This is a genomic window from Mucilaginibacter polytrichastri, assembly GCF_001911425.1.
Classification (GTDB): Bacteria; Bacteroidota; Bacteroidia; order Sphingobacteriales; family Sphingobacteriaceae; genus Mucilaginibacter; species Mucilaginibacter polytrichastri.
Map to the genome: position 1 here is coordinate 3,318,912 of NZ_MPPL01000001.1, position 20,805 is coordinate 3,339,716.

General features: G+C 39.9%; 15 protein-coding genes. 3 read left to right on the forward strand and 12 right to left on the reverse strand.

The window, feature by feature from the left end; all coding sequences use genetic code 11:
* Positions 1 to 4: 4 nt before the first annotated feature.
* Positions 5 to 478, reverse strand: a complete 474-nt coding sequence (locus RG47T_RS14095) for a hypothetical protein (RefSeq protein ID WP_083627410.1) — start codon at positions 476 to 478, stop codon at positions 5 to 7.
* A 126-nt stretch (positions 479 to 604) separates the two neighbouring features.
* Between RG47T_RS14095 and RG47T_RS14100 the strand changes: the two genes are divergently transcribed.
* A complete protein-coding gene (locus RG47T_RS14100; protein ID WP_083627411.1) occupies positions 605 to 1,114 on the forward strand; it encodes a hypothetical protein in 510 nt (169 codons plus the stop codon).
* Between the two features lie 170 nt (positions 1,115 to 1,284).
* Here the strand turns inward: RG47T_RS14100 and RG47T_RS14105 are convergent, their stop codons facing one another.
* From RG47T_RS14105 to RG47T_RS14155, 11 genes are all read right to left on the reverse strand, one after another.
* Complete coding sequence (locus RG47T_RS14105) at positions 1,285 to 2,517, reverse strand: CehA/McbA family metallohydrolase (protein WP_074490066.1); 1,233 nt, start codon at positions 2,515 to 2,517, stop codon at positions 1,285 to 1,287.
* A 38-nt stretch (positions 2,518 to 2,555) separates the two neighbouring features.
* Positions 2,556 to 3,119 (reverse strand): hypothetical protein, encoded by a 564-nt coding sequence (locus RG47T_RS14110; RefSeq protein ID WP_074490067.1) that lies wholly within the window; start codon positions 3,117 to 3,119, stop codon positions 2,556 to 2,558.
* A gap of 24 nt (positions 3,120 to 3,143) precedes the next feature.
* A complete protein-coding gene (locus RG47T_RS14115; RefSeq protein WP_074490068.1) occupies positions 3,144 to 5,426 on the reverse strand; it encodes a GH92 family glycosyl hydrolase in 2,283 nt (760 codons plus the stop codon).
* Positions 5,427 to 5,455: 29 nt separating this feature from the next.
* Complete coding sequence (locus tag RG47T_RS14120) at positions 5,456 to 6,550, reverse strand: phosphatidylinositol-specific phospholipase C1-like protein (protein ID WP_074490069.1); 1,095 nt, start codon at positions 6,548 to 6,550, stop codon at positions 5,456 to 5,458.
* A gap of 76 nt (positions 6,551 to 6,626) precedes the next feature.
* Entirely contained in the window at positions 6,627 to 8,222 is a 1,596-nt protein-coding gene (locus tag RG47T_RS14125; protein WP_074490070.1) for a RagB/SusD family nutrient uptake outer membrane protein, read from the reverse strand.
* A gap of 26 nt (positions 8,223 to 8,248) precedes the next feature.
* Complete coding sequence (locus tag RG47T_RS14130; RefSeq protein WP_083627412.1) at positions 8,249 to 11,257, reverse strand: SusC/RagA family TonB-linked outer membrane protein; 3,009 nt, start codon at positions 11,255 to 11,257, stop codon at positions 8,249 to 8,251.
* Between the two features lie 190 nt (positions 11,258 to 11,447).
* Positions 11,448 to 13,040, reverse strand: coding sequence for a RagB/SusD family nutrient uptake outer membrane protein (locus tag RG47T_RS14135; RefSeq protein WP_074490071.1), 1,593 nt, complete (start codon positions 13,038 to 13,040; stop codon positions 11,448 to 11,450).
* 3 nt (positions 13,041 to 13,043) lie between these two features.
* Positions 13,044 to 16,007, reverse strand: a complete 2,964-nt coding sequence (locus RG47T_RS14140) for a SusC/RagA family TonB-linked outer membrane protein (protein ID WP_074490072.1) — start codon at positions 16,005 to 16,007, stop codon at positions 13,044 to 13,046.
* 90 nt (positions 16,008 to 16,097) lie between these two features.
* Positions 16,098 to 17,144 (reverse strand): FecR family protein, encoded by a 1,047-nt coding sequence (locus RG47T_RS14145; RefSeq protein WP_074490073.1) that lies wholly within the window; start codon positions 17,142 to 17,144, stop codon positions 16,098 to 16,100.
* Positions 17,145 to 17,246: 102 nt separating this feature from the next.
* Positions 17,247 to 17,774 carry an RNA polymerase sigma-70 factor gene (locus tag RG47T_RS14150; protein WP_074490074.1) on the reverse strand — a complete coding sequence of 176 codons (528 nt, stop codon included), beginning with the start codon at positions 17,772 to 17,774 and terminating at the stop codon, positions 17,247 to 17,249.
* Positions 17,775 to 17,971: 197 nt separating this feature from the next.
* Entirely contained in the window at positions 17,972 to 18,778 is an 807-nt protein-coding gene (locus RG47T_RS14155; protein ID WP_074493451.1) for a glycerophosphodiester phosphodiesterase family protein, read from the reverse strand.
* 334 nt (positions 18,779 to 19,112) lie between these two features.
* Between RG47T_RS14155 and RG47T_RS14160 the strand changes: the two genes are divergently transcribed.
* Complete coding sequence (locus RG47T_RS14160) at positions 19,113 to 19,655, forward strand: RNA polymerase sigma factor (protein ID WP_074490075.1); 543 nt, start codon at positions 19,113 to 19,115, stop codon at positions 19,653 to 19,655.
* 72 nt (positions 19,656 to 19,727) lie between these two features.
* A complete protein-coding gene (locus tag RG47T_RS14165) occupies positions 19,728 to 20,750 on the forward strand; it encodes a FecR family protein (protein WP_074490076.1) in 1,023 nt (340 codons plus the stop codon).
* Positions 20,751 to 20,805 lie beyond the last annotated feature (55 nt).

Consider the following 20,805-nt stretch of genomic DNA (forward strand, 5'->3'; position numbering starts at 1 on the left):
GTAATTAAAAGAAAATATCTATATAGTCTGTGCTAATGCCATCGCAGTTTAGCATCTGTTGCAATCGCCAGTATTTTCGCTTACCGGATGCGTTGAAAACGGAAGGGCCATTACTTTCACAGGGCTTCCCATTGTTAATGTAAGATACTCTTGATACAATCTTCCCATTAAAATAGAGCTGACTGCCGGCTACCTCAAAACTACCCTTTATGGTTACGTAATCGTTTTTACGCTTATCCCTTTGTTCTCCTTCAATGCTATATTTCCCTCGTCCGAGCGGTTTAATCATTACAGCCCCTGCATTTGCCTTATTAAAGCTAATCCACTGAATAGAGAAAGAGTGTGAACCCATTCGGATTGGATTTTTCTGTGAAAATGCCGGCGCAGCAGTAAACCCAATCATTAATATTAAGGCGACTTCGGTAATTATGGTAGATTTTATAAACATCCTTCGTAAAACACTAACTTTTCTTTTCATGTTTCATTTTAATAAGTTTACTTTGAAAGTAAAGAAATACAAAAATCAAGACTTTATACGCAGTCCAACTATAACTAATAATTAACTTTTATAGTGCATGGTGCATTTATCAATTGCTGAAGATGATTGAAGAAAAACAACATTTCAACAAGTAAAATTGAAAGTAGCACCAAAGAAAACGGCAGTACCTGGTTATCAATCAGCATTGCTGCTTATTTTCTGTATGCACTGTTCCTGCTCATTGAATGCCTGGATTTTTCGGCACTCCTCCATTCCCCAGAGCCTGGTTATCATGCCACTTATGACATGAATAGCGTAATTTTTTATGTGCTTGATCTAATTATATGTGTTACTCTCGGTTTGGTATTAACAGTTCTCTATTTTGCGCCCGGTAAAAAACCTAATACGGTAGTGCTCGCAGTACTTTTGATAACGCTGCTACGTGGCTGCTTAATTTATTATTTGTATATGTTTAAAGAAGGTAGCTATCAAATTACCCCGTTTATTTATAAAGAAGCAAATGGCTTTAGTGTTTTTGTAAGGACTACCTTGCTCCCCTTGCAGATACTGGCAGGGATAGGTTGCATTTGGAGCTGGGTAAGAATAGCAAGTAAACAGCCATTATTAGATAACTAGTACTTCGTTATCCGCTCGCGTACAAGCTTACAGATAAATGTTACTAAAAATTATGTTATTGGTATCTTATGGTAATGCTTATTCTAAAATTTGCAAAAGAAAATTTATCTTATTCCTCTTTTAATAAGATTATAAAAATAACTGAAATAGACTTTTAAATGTTTCTCGCTTTAAAAATTAGGATCGAAATTAAAATAGATCGGATTAGATAGTCCAACCATATTACCGCTTAGACCAGCCGATTCTGGCACCTGGGGATAAGCCGTAGGGGGCCCTTCTACAGTAACACGATAGTAGGTACGACCAACAGTTGCCGGTGCGTCTGTAAATTCTACCATGGGCGTTTTACCATTCATTTGTATGGTGCTGTAGGGGTTGCCATTTTTAACTACGCTGATGGTATAAGCTGCACCTGGAATAATACTTTTCCCCGTTAATTGAATACGAAACTTTACAGGTTTACCGGTCGATTTTACATTATCGCCCATCATCATATCCATCTTACCATCCTGATCAAGATCTGCATAAAACTCAACACGAGGGGCATAAGGATTTGATGTTACGCAAACCCGGCCATTGGTTAACGCATCAATAACAGCCTGCGTGGTGCGTGCGGTAGCAAACACCCAGGTTGTTGGCGTGCCTACATAGTTAGCTTTTCTCTGATAGGTATTTTTTGTAGCCAGATCAGGCGAATCCGGTTCTCCATGATGTGCATCGCTTCCGCCTCTACCAGTTAATTTACGCCCCGATGAAAGCATATCGTCCCAAATCATAATCGCATTGGCGTTTTTTGGCCAGATTGCAGAGTTCCAAACCTCAATAGAGTTGACCATATCGTACGAATAGCCGAAATGATCTTTCCCGCTCGGATGATTGGCCGATAAATGGATACCCAATTGTTTCTTCACTTCTCCTACCACCACGTCACGCTGGTCGCGAACGTCATACAGCCGCTGATGATCGTACGGTGTGGCAGAAAATGCGTTACCATGGCCACGCGTTGTTGTCCATTCCGCAGCATACAGCAGCAAAACAGAGTCAGACTTAAACTCCGGATCGGCCCAGGTGTTATGCGCTACATCGCCATTAACATGGTTATCATGGTCTGTAATAGCTACATAATCTATCCCAACAGATTTAGAGAAATTGATGATTTTTGAAATGGAATTATTTGATGATTCCTTACTATGCCGCGAGTGCACATGCAGCTCGCCCTTTAACCATACACCTTTACTAAGGCTGGCAATGGGAGGCAGCGGCCCAGATATAGTTGGCTCCCATGGACTAACGTGAGCCTCTTGTGCCAATGCACTGCCGGCAATACAAGCGGTAAATAATAATAATGCAGTACGGAGAATTACAATACGCAATGCTTGTGTTTTATTACTTCTGGTTGTCATTCTAATTAAAGCTTAAATGTTTGAAGAATTAGAATGAGTTAGGGTTGAGTGATGGCGTTGAGCTTCATGTTGATACCTAAAGGATTAGCCTTGCTTTGGCAGATAATAGGAAAATCTGGATTGTTGAGTATCCAAAATTCCGTGGTCTCATTTTGGGCTGTAACATGCAGCACATCCAACGGCTGATTGTCAATCATTACCATAGTCGAATCTGACTGTAACTCATAAACCGTATTATCATACGTAAATTGGTGTTTGGCAACCAGTTCCTTAAAAGCGCTACGCGAAATCATACAAAAAGTTTGACTGGCCCCGAGTTTAACTTTCTTAAAAGCTTCGGGCTGTGCAAAGCTTAAACTAGTACCGTTATTAAGCCCCGAAGCGGAGACAATGTAGGTGCCGGCTGCCAAACCACGAATGTTCCAACCCAAAAGTAATGAATCTGCGATATGGTTTAGCGTAATTTGAAAAGGTGAGGTTTGCCCGTGCAGGTAAAACGTGTATTTAAAAACAGTGCCCTCTTTAATTACCGGCGTTAACTTTTGTGCCGATGTGCCTAAGCCCAGCATCAGCAATAGTATAATGTAACTTACTTTTTTCATTTTATAATGTGTTATGCCGGTTGATTAATATTTAACGGGAGGCAGTATTTCTGTTCCCCAGGCAGATGGTTTATCATCCATTTCAAGTTGCAGTTCTCCACCTTTTATCACGTCGTCATGTTCTATCCAAGCTTGGTTCAATGGCTTACCATTTAAAGTGGCAGATTTTATATATATATTTTTATCAGTTAGATTTTTAGCTGTGATCTTAAAATCCTTACCACTCTCCTGGTGTAATATGCTTTGCTTAAGTAAAGGCGAGTTGATAAGGTAATACGACTGGCCTGCATTGGGATACAAACCCATCATCTGAAATGCCAGCCATGACGACATAGCACCCGAATCATCATTGCCCGGTAAACCGAAATGTGAAATGTTATAATTTTGAGCGATGATTTGTCTGATACGTTTACTGCTTAGATCAGGTCGGCCAATCCAGTGATAAAGGCATGGTGTTAAAAACGATGGCTCATTAGCTACGTTGTAATATTTGTTATCGAACAAAGTATCGAGCCTGCGGCGGAATGCTTCTTTACCGCCGGATTTAGCAATCACAACGGGCACCTGATGCGGGATGCTTAATGAATACTCCCACGATGTGGCTTCATAAAAGAAAGCACACCAATGGCATACATACCATGGAAACTCGCGCGTAAGCGGTGTATACTTAAAAGTAGGATGCTGATTATTAGCCTCTCCATAAGCAATATTATCCAACCAATGTCCCGCTGCATCCTTAGGCATAATAAAGCCGGTTGCGCCATGATCTTTATAATCATCACGCCATAAGTTACGCCAGTTATCAGCCTGTTTAATAAAACGCTGATAGATTTTTTCTTTTCCTAAACCTTTGGCAACAATGGCAATACAATAATCATCATAAGCATAATCAAGTGTGCGATTACCAGAGCGCACAAAGTCATACGATACATAACCCAGTTTATTATAGTCTGTAAGGCCGCCTCTTCCTTCCTTTTCCTCGTTACCGCCCGGTGGCACGGTGGCATCTTTCAGCATGGCTTCTAAAGCCAGGTTATAATCAATGCCGGGTAGTTTTTTCACATAAGCATCTGCTATTAATACCTCGGCATTGGAGCCGCCCTGTGTACGCCCGTTATAATTACCACTGCGCGAATCTGGCATATAGCCATCGTGCTTGTAAATATTAAGCAGCGCATTTACGATCTCTGTTTCGCGCTTTGGAGAGATCAAAGTAATTAGCGGATTTGAAGATCTGAAGGTATCCCAGATGGCATAAAAATCATCATAATAAGGCTTATCAACTGTCCACAACGGGTTTTCACCGGTGCGATCTGCAGGCATTAACATGGTATGATATAACCCTGTATAAAAGAGCGTTTTCTGCTCCAGGGTGGCATCATCATTAATTTCAATCCGGCTTAAAAGCGCATCCCATTTATTTTGGACACCGCTTAGCACCCGTTCAAAACTCCAATGTGATATTTCCTGGTCGATATTTTCTTTTGCCTTCAGTTCGCTGATAAAAGAGATCCCGATTTTAACTTTCAGTGTATCAGATAAACTGCTTTTAAATGCCAACAAGACTCCCGTTTTTTCACCAGAATCGAATTGTTGTTTTTTGCCTGGATAAAGCTTTTCGCCCTTCCAGGTAGTATAGGCTGTAACCGGGCTATCAAATACCGCATCAAAAAACACGGTATAGGCAGCACCATTATTCCATCCGCCGCGAATACGGCTGTAACCCCTTACTTCATTAGCCGAAACAATTTCTATTTCAGAACCTACAAATTGCTGGGCCTCGCGGGCATCGGGTTCAGGTTGCTCCCCTAAAAAGAACCCGGCATCGATTTTTAAAGCTTTTTGAGCTTTTTTAGGATACGTGAACCGGTAAATAGCTGCCCTTTCTGCAGCGGTAATTTCGGCTTTGATATGATCCTTTTTAAGTGTAACCCCATAGTAACCCAAGGCCGCATGTTCGTTTTCGCGCATGGAAGATTGCTCGGTTTTATTGAGTGCACCCACGAAAGGCATAATCTGGATATTACCATATTTGGGGCCACCGCCTGTGCCACTTACATGCACCTGGCTAAAACCGGTAACAGGATTAGGATCGGGCAACCAACCGCTATTGGGGCTAGATGTGCAATCCGGACTTGGTTTGATCATACCAAAAGGATAAGATGGCCCAATAAAGACACGCCCAAGCCCCTCTGAGCCGATCATTGGATCGACATATTGATGTACCTTTTTTTGCGCATTTACCGATATTCCCCCGGTGGATGCTGCTATCAACAATAAAGCACTGATTGCCCTGTAAAACGACATATTTATTTAATTAAAGACTGTATAAATGTTTATTTCACCAGAACAGATGAGGTTGACGACTTACCGGCAAACAATGGATTAAGCCGGAAATATTTGTTACCTGTTTCGAAGTTTACCACATAGTCTGATTTAAAATGGGTGCTTTTCAAGTAATAATCAGTGGTAATAATTTGCGCGCCAGAGTTGCAGGCAGCAATGAAATCTGATTTATCGTTTGCTCTTGCTTGTTCTGTATCGCCATCGGCACGGGTGCGGATGATGTAGCCTTTTTTAACCAATCCTGGTATTTCAGGATCTTTGGGATTATTTCTGATCATCATTGCAGCTTCGGGTGTTCCAGGCACAGCGTTAGCGAATACTACGCGATCTTTTAAAGATGGATGACCGGCAATGTACATGTCTCTCTTAGTTTCGTGATCATCTAAAACAAAAATAAATTTGCCACGGGCTTTTTTTAATGTTGGCCAGTTATCGTGCAATACGGCATCTTCAAGTGTTTTGTATTTTCCACGAACCATATCTGGTGTAATGATCTGGTCTTTACCCAAATAATCAACCATCTCTTTATCCAAAGCATCAAAAAGCGCAGGGGTAAATTTTTCGGGTTGGGTTGAAGCCGGATTTTTAGGTGTACCGTCTTTGGGTTCTAAAGTGATAAAAATAGGGTTGTGGTCAGGATGAGCAAGCGACCAATCCCTTAACTGTTTTAAACCATCTTTAAATGTCAGCATGTGACTGCGGAAATCAAGATCGATGATATGGAACACTTTAAAGCCAGGTTCCTTCATTTTACCCTCTGGATCAAAATCAGGCTGGTTTTTAACCCAGTCCAGGCCTTTAGGATGGGCATAACGTCCACCATTTACATCTGCATATACATCAATCTCCAGGTTTAATAAACCCATATTTAATTGATCAGCAATACCGATGTGCTCATAATCTATCTTGCTGGAAGACACAGAATCTTTTTGCTGAAACAGCTTAAACAAAGCCGGGTCAATAGCTTTTTTATAGCTGTTATGCGAGCCTATTACCTGCACCCTGTTCATCGGCAGATTATCTGGTGCCGGTTGTTTAATTACCGGCAATGTTAATATAAGCAGGGTGCTTAAAAACGTTTTCATAAGTATAAATTAAAAGGTCAACCAGCGGCCTTTAGACCGCTGGTTGAATCAAAAAAAAGTGTATTACATGAAGATTTTAATAACCAGGATTTTGCACCAAGTTAGGATTTGTTTTCAATTCTGTAGATGGGATAGGAAATATTCTCCTGGTAACATCGGTATTTAATTTTAAAACATCATTAGGTAATGGATACTCTTTCTCGAACAATCCATAACGAATCAGGTCGTTCCGGCGCCATGCCTCCCATGATAATTCGCGAGCGCGCTCGTCTAAAAGGCCTGTCAGATCTATTGAAGAAGCAAATTGAGCACCGGCACGCGCACGCAACTTATTTACCAAGGTAAGCGGGTCTTGCATTTGGCCATTTACTGTTGTAGCCGAAGCGCCACGTAATATAGCTTCCGCCTTCATTAAATAAACATCTGCCAGGCGAAACACCGGCACGTCATTACCGTTTAAACGCGTGGCTTGTATAATAGCAGGATCCGGGTAATATTTAATCGACCTTACACCTTCTGCCTGACTGGCAATGGTATTACCAACATCCATCGGTTTAGGCGGTACCAGGATAAGATCCGGGGTTATTACAACCTGTGTAGTCGTGTTCGGATAATAAACCGGTTGGGGGGTAAAGCCACCATTACCGTCAGGATAAAACTGAGGGCCAACCAGCCATGTTTTAGTACGTGCATCACCGGGTATGTTAAATCGGTTATAAAATTCGGGCGTGGTGCTCATGGCTATACTTAGCCCTACATTAAAGCCGTAAGCCTGCGCTAAATAATAAAAGAAACCAAAACGTGTAAATTGATTGCCCGGAATTTGCTGATCGTAAGGAATAGCAAATATGGTTTCATTTACCTGCGGACCGTTGGTTGGTAAAAATATATCCCTGAATTTACCATCTAATGTGTAATTAGGGTTTTTCTGAACACTATCTGCCATGGTAACCACATCCTGGTAGCGGGTTGTACCTGTGTAAACACCGGCATTTAAATACATTTTCTCCAAAAGTGCAAATACCATTCCCTTAGTTGGCCTACCGTATTGAAGCGTATTGGTTGACAGCGTATTGGTTTTAGAAGGTAATTGTTGCAAAACTGAAAGTAATTCACTTTCTATAAACTGAAAAACTTTTGCTCTTGGTTGATTTGCCGGAGGAGTAGCTACCGGGAATGTTGTGATGATTGGAACGTTACCATACAAATCCATCATAAAATAATAATACAAAGCCCTCATCGCCTTAATTTCTGCGGTATAAGAGGCCTTTAAAGTAGCCGAAGAGTTTGAACCGTCAATTACGGTTAACAGACGGTTACAGGTATTTATACCACTAAAGCCCCACTGCCATATCCCAATTACGTTTGGATGATCAAACGTCCAGCTATGATAGTGTAACTGCCTGTATTGGCCGCCGTCGTCAAAGTTACCATCGCGTGCCGGTATAATGGCTTCGTCTGTAGATAACTCTTGCATACGCCAGTAATTTACGGCAAAGCTTGACGACAAGTTAGAATAGATAGTTCCTACCAGGGCAGTATAATCAGCTGTAGTAGACGGGAAATTAGACTTTACATATTGCGACTCAACAGGTACATCTAATTTTTTGCAAGCATTTATGACAGTTATTACTGTAAATGCTGCTATTAATAAGTATATTTTCTTTTTCATTTTGATTACAATGTTTGACTAAACTTTTAAAATGATGCGTTTACGCCGAACAAAAACGTGCGCGTTTTAGGGTAATAGTTATTATTATCTATACCTGGGGTTAAGCCACCAATATTTACTTCAGGATCTATACCCTTGTATTTAGTGATTACGAAGATATTGTTGCCCGAAAGGTAAAATCTGATGCTTTTAATAGCCTGAACTTTAGGCTTGATGGTATAACCAAGGGTTGCATTATCCAAACGTAAATACGCGCCGCTTTCCAGGTAACGATCTGAAATTAAATAAGCATTGATATCTTTATAAGACTCGCCTAATGTATACGTTGGGATATTTTGAAGTTTAGCATCGGCCGGGTTATTTAAACTGGCCAGCGTAGCATTTAATATCTTATTACCCATTACACCGCGTACTAAAAAATTTAAGTCAAAATTCTTGTAATAGAATGTATTGCTCCAGCCGTATATAAGCGATGGTTGTGCATTACCTGCTATGCGCTGATCTGTTGTTAATGGTTGCGTAGCTATTGTGTTGCCTGCGGCATTTAAATAAGTACTTACCCCTGCTGCATTTTTACCCATGTAGTGCCACAGGTAATAGGTACCCAAAGCGTAACCAGGCTGTACAATTTGACTAAAATTGCCCGACTGGCCTTTACCACCTAATTGGGCAGTATAAAATTGTGGCAAGTTAAACTGTCCGTTTGAAAGGCTTTCAATAACGTTTTTATTGTGCGATGCATTAATGGAGGTTTTCCAGGTAAAATCTTTTGTTTTTACCGGCGTGCCTGTTAATACCACCTCAATACCCGAGTTTTTTATTTTACCTGCATTGGCTGTGATTGTAGGTACAAAATATTGTGTTAATGAAACCGGATACTGGTCATAAATTAAATCGGAGGTTTTTTTGATGTAGTAATCTACCGAACCTGTAATACGGTTTTTAAACAACCCGAAATCAACACCAATATTTGTTGTTCCTGTACTTTCCCATTTCAAATCGGGGTTCTCATTTCTAACCGGCCCAATGGAGTTGGTTACATTCCCGTTATACACAAACTTACTGCTTGACTGGGAACCATAAACCAATATGGAGCTAAAAGCATTAAAACCTACGCTATTACCAGATACTCCATAACCACCCCTTAATTTCAGATCACTAAACACAGGAGCCTTCTTCATAAAATCTTCGTCGATAATCCTCCACCCTACAGACACTGCAGGAAATAACCCGTACCGATGATTGGCTCCAAATGCAGAGGAACCATCATCACGTAAAGATGCCTGAAACAGATATTTATCGGCAAATTGGTATTGTACCCTACCGTAATAAGAAATAAGCCTTAACGTAGAAATGGGGTTATTATCAAAAGCTATTTGCGATAAAGAAGAAGGGTTTGATAAAAACAGATTGTTATACGTTAAATTATCGTTCGAGAAGTTTTGACTTTGTACGCCGAATCCATCATTGGTACGGTTTTGCTGGTAAGAGTAACCTGCCAATAATTTGATTACATGCTTACCAAACATTTTATCGTAATTAAAATACGACTCAACAATTGTATTGGTGTTTAAATAAGCAGTGCGCTTGGCAACCCCGTTTAAATTTACGGCCAAACCAGACTGACTGTTTAAATAACTATTAGCATTAGTTTGATCGCGCTGTGTTGATCCACTTATAGTAAACTTTAAGCCACTTAATATATCAACCTGTGCAATACCATTTATTAATGTTTTGTTGCTGGTGTTTTTTATGGTGTTATTATTTAATAACGATAGCGGGTTTAGCGTTCCGCTACCTGTACGCTGATAGTTTTCTTTATAGCTGCCATCAGGGTTAAAGGGGCTCACTGTAGGCAAATAAAATAACATACCAGGTAAAATATATTGCTGGTAAATATCATTATCAGTACTGTTGCTATTCGTAACACTTAAATTTAATTTTAAGCGATTATCAAAAAAACGCTGGTTAACATAGCCACGGTAAATGGTACGCTCAAGTGAGCTGCGTTTAAGCACGCCTTCGTTTTTAAAATAGTTTACGCTGGCGCCATATTCGGCATTGTCTGATGCGCCGCTGTAAGAAAGGTTATGATTTTGAGAGTAGCCCTTTCTTTCTACTAAATTCTGCCAGTTTGTATTGGAGCCATCATCATCAAGTGGTTTCGCCAATGCAGCTACGCCGTTATCTGATAAATATTTACGCAACTGATCGGCACTAAGCATATCAATTTTCTTAGAAACATCCTGAACAGAGCCGTAGCCACTGTAATTTAACCTGGTTTGCCCGGCCTTAGATTTTTTTGTTGTAATAATAATTACACCGTTAGCAGCCCGCGAGCCATAAATAGCGGTTGAAGATGCATCTTTTAAAACATCTATACTTTCGATATCGGCCGGAGCCAAAACATCTATAGATGCACCAGGCACTCCATCAATTACATAAAAAGGCTCCTGGGCCCCATTGTCTGTACGTATCGTAGAAGGGCCTCTTAATATCACAGCAGGAGCAGCATTCGGATCGCCGCTTTTTGTAATATTTAAACCTGCTACTTTACCTTGTAGTAATTCCGCCGGTGTAGTGGTTACGCCTACATTAAATTCATCTGCCTTAATAGAAGTAATAGCGCCTGTTATATCCTTTTTACTGGATGTTCCATAGCCAATTACCACTACTTCTTTAAGGCCTTTGGAATCGGCCACTAAAGTAACGTTGATTACTTTTTTGTTGCCAACAATTTCTTCTTTGGGTACAGAACCTACAAATGTAAACCTGAGTACATCGGCGGGGCTTTTTACAGAAATAGTGTAAGCGCCATTATTACCGGTTGTAGTTGCCTGGTTCGTACCTTTAATTGATACAGTAACACCAGGCAGTGTTGCGTTGTTCTCGTCTGTAACGATACCTTTAACTGTGCCTGTGTTTTGGGCAAACAAAGTTGTAGTTAGTTGCATAAGCAGCAGCAGCAGCATAAGTGCTGTCTTTGTTGCAACGCTGCAAAATGGCCTTAAAAATAAGGGGTACATTTTTTTCATAGATGCTAATTGTTAATTTGATTTTTGAGCTTTAAGAGATTGTTTCAATAATTAATTGCTTATCGATAGTTATTATTTACAACCAATACGCCTATTGAAACCCTTGCCCCTACTGCTTAACAATTATTTAATACACACCTGCAAAACACCCCATTACGTTACAATGAGGATACATATAAGAGTCTTTTTATTAATATCCCGGGTTTTGCAACAGCTTTGGGCTAAGCTGGCGCTGAATTGCCGGGATGGGATAAATGCGGTGATTGGGGTTAGCATCTGTTTTGTAGCCCCATTGATTTTCCCATTTTCCGAAACGGATCAAATCGTTTCTGCGCCATCCCTCAAAGGCCAGTTCTCGCCCGCGTTCGTCCAATATGGTTTGAAGATCTATTTGTAACAAAGCCCCGGCACCAGAACGGGCACGTACCTGGTTTAGTAAGCCCAAAGGCGTTTCGCCATAGGTTGAATTAGCTCCCCTTAATATGGCTTCTGCTTTGGTCAGCATTACATCGGCCAGCCTGAAAACCGGCACGTCGTTGCTTTGGTTACGATCTGTAGATGTTTTATCCGGGAAGAACTTATTATTACGATAACCCTTTGCTTTACCAAGCTCATCATTACCTACATCGAGTTTGGCAGGATCAACCGTAGGATCGAGGGTTAGGTTAGGGGTAAATTCCAACTGATAATTAACCAGGGTGCTTGCATCTGCACCTCTATAGGTTTGATCGAGCCCGGCTTTTGTAGTTTGTATAATGATGGGGTTACCCAGATTATCATACTGTTTACCAACCAACCATTGTTTGTTACGTGCATCAGCCGGGTCGTTATATAAGTTATAAAACGCGGGTAATGTTGCCATCGGGTTGCTCGGGATAAAAGGGATGCCGTACTTGTCCTTCAAAGCGGTATGCAGGCTATATCTGGCGAAATATTGCCCTTTAGCTTGAATATTATCATAAGGAATGGCAAAAATAAAATCCCTTATCTGCGGGCCGTTATCAATGTTAAACATAGCAATGTAATTGGCATCCAGTAAAAAGTTTTTGCTCTGTATAATGCTATCGCACATGGTAACGGCATCATTATACCTCGGTGTGCCGGTATAATATTCGGCGTTGAGATACATTTTGGCCAATAAGGCAAAAGCCATCCAGCGCGTAGGCCTGCCATAAGTAATATTGCCAATGGCTGTGTTTAAGTTTGGTAAGGCAGCTTTCAGTTCGGTTTCGATATATTGAAAAACCTGACTTCGATTGGTGGTCACCAGATTGGTAGTGTCGCCAAAGTTTTTCAGCAGCGGGATATTACCATACAGATCCATCATCATAAAATTGGCGAATGCGCGGGTTGCACGTATTTCGGCTATGGTAATTTGTTTTGTAGTGTTATCGGGCAGGGTATTAAATAAAGCGATGATTCGGTTACAGGTGCTAATTTCGCTAAACCCCCATTGCCAGGTTGTGTTTACATGCTCGTGATCTATAGTCCAGCTGTGATAATGCAAATCTCGCCATTTACCACCATCGTACCAGTTGCCTGCGCGGGCTACAATTACCGCCTCATCGGTACATAACTCCTGCATAAACCAATAAGATTGCGCGTACTGGCTGCGCAATTGTGTATATACCGGGCCCGATGCCGCAATATATTCGGCCGGTGTTTTCGGGAAATTAGAATTGGTTAATTGCGACTGTACATTAACATCTAACTTTGTACATGCGGCAAATGCCGCTATGAAACCAATCATCAAACAATATTTAAACTTGGCTATGTACTTCATAAGCTATAGTTCAAGCGCTAAGCCTGCAATAAATGACCTGGTTTTAGGATAATAATTATGATTATCAATGCCCGGGGTTACCGTACCCAGATTCATCTCAGGGTCTATACCGGAGTACCTGGTAATGGTAAATAAATTGGTACCTGTTATATATAACCTTAATGACCTGACCGACTGGCCCGAGAGTTTAAAATTATAACCGAGCGTAGCGTTATCCAGCCTTAAATAAGATCCGTTTTCGAGATACCTATCAGAATAAAGGCTTGCGTTGTAATCGTTATATGACTCTGATAGGGTAAGCTTCGGGATATTATGGTTACTGGCATCGCCTGGAGCATTAAGTGTAGCCAGCGTAGCATTTAATATTTTATTACCGGTTACCCCCCGTAAAAACACATTGAGATCGAAACTCCTGTATTTAAATGTATTGCTGAAACCAATTATTAATTGGGGCTGGGCATTACCCAAATAAGTTTGATCGGTAGATTTGGGCGACGTTGTAGGGTTACCATTTCTATCCTGAAATATAGAAATACCCTGTGCGTTTTTGCCCAAATAATGGAGTGTATAAAATTGCCCTACCGGGTGGCCTGCCTGTATAATTTGGGTGCTTACATTGCTTTGCCCCGTACCAGCCGGATAACTGGTATAAATATAGCTTAGCTTATAAATACTATTAGATAGTGACACGACTTCGTTTTTATTATGTGCGATATTGAAACTGCTGGCCCAGCTTATATCTTTATTACTTACAGGCATTGCCGTTAGGGTTAGTTCAATACCTTTATTATTCATTTCACCGGCATTGGCGTAGATCATACTGCCAGGCGTGTAAGACAATGACGCAGGTTGCTGATAATTATAAATAATACCTGTTGTGGTTTTATTGTAAAGATCTAAAGCCCCGGTTATCCTGTTTTTCAGAAATCCAAAATCAATCCCGACATCCAGCTGCGCCGTTTTTTCCCATTGCAAATTAGGGTTAGGGTTTTGCACTGGCCCTATTGATTTGATGTAGCTGCCGTTGTAATAAAATGAACCTGTAGAACTATTAAGCAGCAAAGGGGTAAGCGGGTCAAACCCTATAGTATTGCCTGCATTACCATAACCCACCCGTAATTTCAAATCGCTTAAATAGGTTTGTTTTTTAAAAAAAGTCTCTTCAATAAGCCGCCATGCTGCAGAAACAGCTGGGAAATATCCCCAGCGATGATTGGTGCCAAAGGCAGACGAACCATCTCGCCGTAGTGAACCTTGTAGCAGGTATTTGTCTTTATAATTATAATTGAGTCGCGAATAAAAAGAGATTAAGCGCAGTGTTTCAATAGATATATCGCCATATAAGGGCACATAACCAGGCGGCGACTGCCCCAGGCCCAGGTTGTAATAAGTGGTGGCATCTGAAGAAAAGTTGATATTCGATGATTGAAAGCCGTCTCCATTGGCATCTTGCTGCCAGGAGTATCCCAGCAAAAATTTCAAATGATTATTGCCGTTAAATTCATGATCATAGGAAAGATAGGTTTCCAGCACCTTTTTGGTATCTTGGTAAGTTGACCGGATTGCCTCGCCATTAGTATTATAAGCCAATAATGAATAGTGATTATAATAGGTATTACTATTAGTAGTACGGGTTTGGTAGGCTGCATCTAAATTGTACATTATACCCAATGGTAATTTTAACTCAACACCCCCATTGGCCAAAATGGTATTTATTTTGGTATCATACTGGTTATTCTTAATCAACGCTAGCGGATTGTATGTTTGTGTGCGGGTAAGGTCTTCCTTAAATGTACCGTCGGCGCTATATACGTTAAGTGTAGGCAAAAAGCGCAATACGTTATAAAACACCAGCGTATCTACATCACTTTGTTTACTAACCAAATTGGATAAAGAGAATTTAACTTTCAGGTGATTATTTAGGGCTTTTTGTTCGAGGTTTAGGCGGCCAATAAACCGTTCGAGAGATGATCCCCTAATAACGGCTTCATTTCTAAAATAGTTGACGCTACCGCTATATATGAATTTATCGGTGCCCCCCGAGAAACCAATATTGTGATTTTGTGCATTGCCGGTGCGGCTTACTTCTTTTTGCCAATTGGTATTAGCGCCGTTATCATCTGCAGGGGCGAGTGCTTTATTATTAGCCCTTAAATAATTACGCAACTCGTTAGCAGTTGACACATCAATAAAGCTGGAGATTTTTTGAATAGAGCCATAACCATTGTAAGTTATTTTAGTGTCGCCGGGTTTGCCACGCCGGGTGGTGATCATAATTACACCATTTGCACCCCTATTACCATAAATTGCTGCTGCCGAAGCATCTTTAAGTACTTCTATGCTTGCTATGTCTGCCGGGCTGATTAAATTAAGCGAAGCATCTGGCACACCATCTATCACGTAAAATGGTTGCTGCCCCAGATTTAATGTTGACGGCCCTCTTAGAATTACAGTTGGGATGCCATTAGGGTTGCCATCCTGAGTTACGCTTAACCCGGCTACCCTACCCTGTAGTAATTGTACAGGTGAGGTAATTACTCCAATATTAAAATCAACCGGCGACAGTGGAGAAATGGAACTGCTCAATTCTTTTTTAAGTGTTTTGCCGTAACCAACAATCACAACCTGGTTTAGCTCAGTTAGTACCTGTTTCATTTTAACCGAAACCGCTATTACACTACCTTGCGCTATGTTATAACCGCTAAGTATCTGGCTTTCGAAACCTATACTGGTAAAAAACAAAGCATATGGGCCACCAGGCTGTACTTTATCGAATTTGAATACCCCGTTGGTATCTGTTTGTGTATAAAACGTGTTGTTATTGCCTTGCAGCTTTATGTTGGTATTGGGAATAGATTTCCCTTGTTCATCCTTAACAATACCGGTAACAAGCGACTTAACATTTTGGGCATATAATGTACACCAGCATGGCATTAATAAAATAAAAAGCCATTTTTTAGTAAACATCTCTCCCTCGTTTAAATGCCCTTTTTAAGTGCATGTATATTTCGGAACATTGCAAATTGCCCATAAAATATCACTTTATTGCAAGGCTCATTATTCACCCAATATATATGTGCCATTGTGTTTACTTAAGTTAAGTTTATTAAGCATGGCCACTGTATGCAGCACGTCATCTACCTGCTCTTTTTGTATGTTAACCGCACCTGTGAAATACCGGTTGGCCAAATTACCCTTACCCGCCTTTATTTTAACCTGATATGCTTTTTGTAAAATATCAATAACTGTTGTCAAAGGCTGATTATTAAAACTAATGATATTACCTTTTACAGCGGTATTGAGTTCAACGCTACCATTTACAGATGCAGGTGCTTCATTAATTTCAGAAACCTTTGTGCTGTAACCGGCCCGGTCTAACGCTACCATTTTGCCTGGTGTTAGGTAAACATCAGTGTTGGCGGTATTGTCTTTCTTTTTCAATTGCTTTACAACAACCTTACCTGTAAAAAGCTGTACCCGGGTTAAATTACTTTTTGCAAACGCAGTAATCCTGAAACTGGTACCAAGGGCCGTTGTAGAAAGGCCGCCTGCATAAACCGTAAAAGGCCGGGATTTGTCTTTAGCTACATTAAAAAAAGCTTCGCCTGTTAAATAAACTTCCCGCTTTTTCTGATCAAAACTATGTTGGTATACAACCATACTCACCGGCGAAAGTGAGATCTGCGAACCATCTTTCAGCGCAATATACTTTACGTGGTCCGTTTTATTATAAACAGTATCATTAGATGATTTATTAGCTGTATTTAAGTTTAATGAGTTAATTTTCGAAACCTTATAATTGTTTAAACCAATAAATACAGCAATACCCAATACTGCTACCAAACAAGCGGCAATACTTACTATCCTAATCAAGATTACTCGCCCGGCTTTTTGATTGATATGGCTTTCTATCACATCAAACATTTGCTGTGATACTGCCGGGTCCAATTCATTTTCTAAACTAAAGTTATTCCAGTCTTCCTCGTCCAGATAGCTTTCCAATTCATCGGGGTGGTTATGGAAATATTCACTCACTGCCGTATGCTCTTCGGGCTTACACTCCTGCCTGAAAAACTTAGATAACAGCTCTTTGGTAACTTCCATATCTTACTAATACGTTTAAATAATACTTTACCCCTACTGGTAATATATTACTTAACTTTTTTATTATTCAATTTTAAATTACAATGCATTACAAATTAGCGATTAAAGAAGCAAAATACTTATAGCACTCCTAATTTGCTTTATGGCCTTAGAAATATGATTTTCGACCGTTTTGGGGGATATAGATAATTGCTCAGCAATTTGTTTATACGAAAGCCCTTGCATGCGGCTAAGCTTAAAAACCTTTTTTCGCATAGTGGGCAGGGTTTCCAACTTATCGTAAATATGCTTCAGCGTATCTTTGTCGGCAACCTGATTATCCTCGTATACCTGTTCTGTTGTATTAATTACAGTATCACTATACCTTAGTTTAACCTTATCTTTTCTTAACTGGTCTATCAAAATTGTCTTGGCAATTCTAAAGAGTTGAATATCCAAAGTAAACTCTTCCGACAGTTTTATTCGGTTTTCCCAAAGCTTAATAAAGGTAAGTTGAACAACCTCCTGGGCCAGATAAGCAGATTGTGTGCGGTTATAGATATACTGGTATAATTTAGCGTGATACTGAGCATACACAGCATTAAAACACTCCCTGCTGCTGTCTTTCAATGCTTTAATTTGCGCTGTCATAATCCGCAGCAAAGATGCTGATACCTTATGATGCTATTTATTATTACAGGTTAAATAATTGTTAAATCCTCTATTTGATGTTTTATATCAAATAAAGGATTTGATATAAAACATCACGTTATTCTACAAAAAACTCAGTAAGATACATGTTGTGAAATAACATCAATCCTAAGCCTGATTGCCTATCTCAGTCCTTTTTACTTTAAATAATTGATCAATGCTTCCGGATGATCTGTTTGCAATCCGGCTAATCCTTTACCTATTGCTTCATCCCAAACAGCGGGCCCTTCAGAGCCGCTTTGCCCGTCTGGCCAAACGGGTATGTGATAGCTGGTTGCTAAAGCCACCAGTTTTGTATTGTACTGCTTAAAGTCGCCATCCAATATATCCGGTTGGTACTTATTAATAAACCCAATTACGCCTATGCTGTCTTTTGCATCATCAGGCAAACTTAACATCAGAGGCATCTTTGGCGCGGCCTGCCTCCACTGGGTAAATTGCGCTGCGCTGTTGATATAAACCAACACTTGCTTTTCCATTCCAAACTTTTTCAATAAAGGGTAAATAAGCGCCGGGTTAGCCTCTTTAAAATCAATGTAGATGTATATTTTATCTTTACACAAGCTGAGTATTTCCTCAAAGCCCGGTATCCTGTAAACTTGATTTTTCAAGCTATCACTGCCAGCAATTTTCAGCTTTTTAATTTCATCAAAAGTCAGGTTTTTTATCAGCCCTTTACCGTTGGTCATCCTGTCGACAGACTCGTTATGCAGACTAACCCATTTTCCGTCTTTTGTTGTACGCAAGTCTATCTCCACATAATCAGCACCATCTTTAATTGCCTGGGCATAAGCAGCCAATGTATTTTCGGGAAAGTATACATGGTCGCCACGGTGAGCTATTACTATAAATTTATGCCGTTGCTGCGGAACCGGATTTGGCTGGGCAATTGCCTGTAAAGAAAGGGCACCCCAAATAAGGCTGCTTAATACTGATCTAATCATTATTGGTAATTTATACGAAGCTAGTTGCGTAGTGTTAAATTTGTTAATTGCCTTAATTATCATTTTGTAATTACAGCTTCGCACAAAACAGTTCCACTATCATTAATAGCATTTACACCTAGCTTTTTATCATTCACAGATGCAAAGAACCGACAATCTGAAATGCCGGTGGTAACCTCGGTAAGTTAAACGCCTTTATCAAAGCCTTTAGGCGTGTTAGTGCCTTACATTAGTAAACAATTTTAAAATATTTCAAAAGTACCATTGCATATATCATATTTTTCTTAATTTAAGCTAATATTACCTGATTATTAAACTTTTGTGAATAAGTAAAATGAAGACTGACTGTTTACCAGATTTCGATTCTATTTTTAACATCTATAAAAAGCGAGTTTATTTTTACGTACTAACTATAGTTAAATCTCCTTTTTCGGCGGAGGAGATAACCCAGGAAATATTTATAAAACTGTGGTTATACCGTGATAAGCTGAATGAGATCAACAACCTCGACGGGTTTATCTTCAAAATTGTAAAAAATCATGCGCTTAACCATCTGCGCAAAGCTGCCCAGGATGACCGCATGCTGAAAGAGATTCTGTCTTTCGCGGCGGTTGAGCAAAATAACATAGATGAGAAATTGGTTGCCGACGATTATCGCATGCTGATGGAAAAAGCCCTGCATACTTTATCATCGCAGCGCAGGCTGGTTTATGAGTTAAGCCGCCACGAAGGGTTAAATCATGAAGAAATTGCGGTTCAACTAAACTTGTCTAAGAACACTGTAAAAAATCATATCGTTTCTGCATTAAAACATATCAGAAGCTATCTAAGTGAAAATGGCATCTCGATCGCCATTTTATTCCTCTTTTTAAGCTAGATTTTAAAAAAAACCAAATGTGATTAGTCCCTGATAGTCATTTCTGTGTCTTTAGTATAATTGACACCAATTATGCAAGAAAAAGACAGAATAAATTATCTTTTTGAGAAATACATAAATAATAATGCAAGCAAAGATGAAATATCTGAGCTATTTGAATCAATAAAATATTTTTCAGATCACAACAACCTCGATACTGAATTATTTTCGCTATGGAATAACCTTCAGCAGAATGAAGCTGCCCAACAACCAAACTGGGATAAGTTATATTCGAACTCAATTAATCAAAAGTCACAAAGCAAATTAAATCAGAAATTCATTACCCCAAAACTGTGGTATTACAGCGCTGCAGCGGCAGCGATAGCAGTAATAATTACCGTCGCCTCCCTATTTCATGCTAAAACGTTTAGCAGTAGCAATTTGTCAGGCACTAACTACATTACCTACACCGTACCTTACAACCATACTAAAACTATCTTATTTGCAGATGGAAGTAAGGCTACCCTTAACGCTGGTACAACTATTAAATATCCTAAAGTATTTACGTCAAAAACACGCGAAGTAAACCTTAACGGCGAAGCCTATTTTGAAATTCACCACATGGTTAACAAACCGTTTATTGTGCAATCTGGCCTACTAAAAACGCAGGTTTTGGGTACTTCATTTAATGTTAAGGCCTATAAAAAAGCCACCAGCATGAAAATTACCGTCGTAACCGGTAAGGTAGCCGTGCAGGAGGCAACAGCAGGCAGGTTATTAATGCTTACCCCAAATCAGCAAGCTGTATTTAACATCGGCACAGCAGCATTTAATAAGGTATTGATTAGCGATGCCGAAAATAGCATCGCCTGGCGAAACGGTAAGTTGGTTTTTGAAGACGCCTCAATGGATGAAATTACGACCGACCTCAGTTTAAGATTTGGCGTAAAAATCACAATGGATAATCCCCAATTGAGAAAGTGCAGAATCTCTGCAGTTTTCCAGAATAAAAGCTTAACGCAAATACTGAATGTGATTACCAGAATTACAAAATCTACCTATACAATACATAACAACATTGCCGAAATTTCTGGCAAAGGTTGCAACGATAACTAAATAAATTTAATAAACGCCCCATTAGTTGCCTATGTAAAAAAGCATATAATTAAAA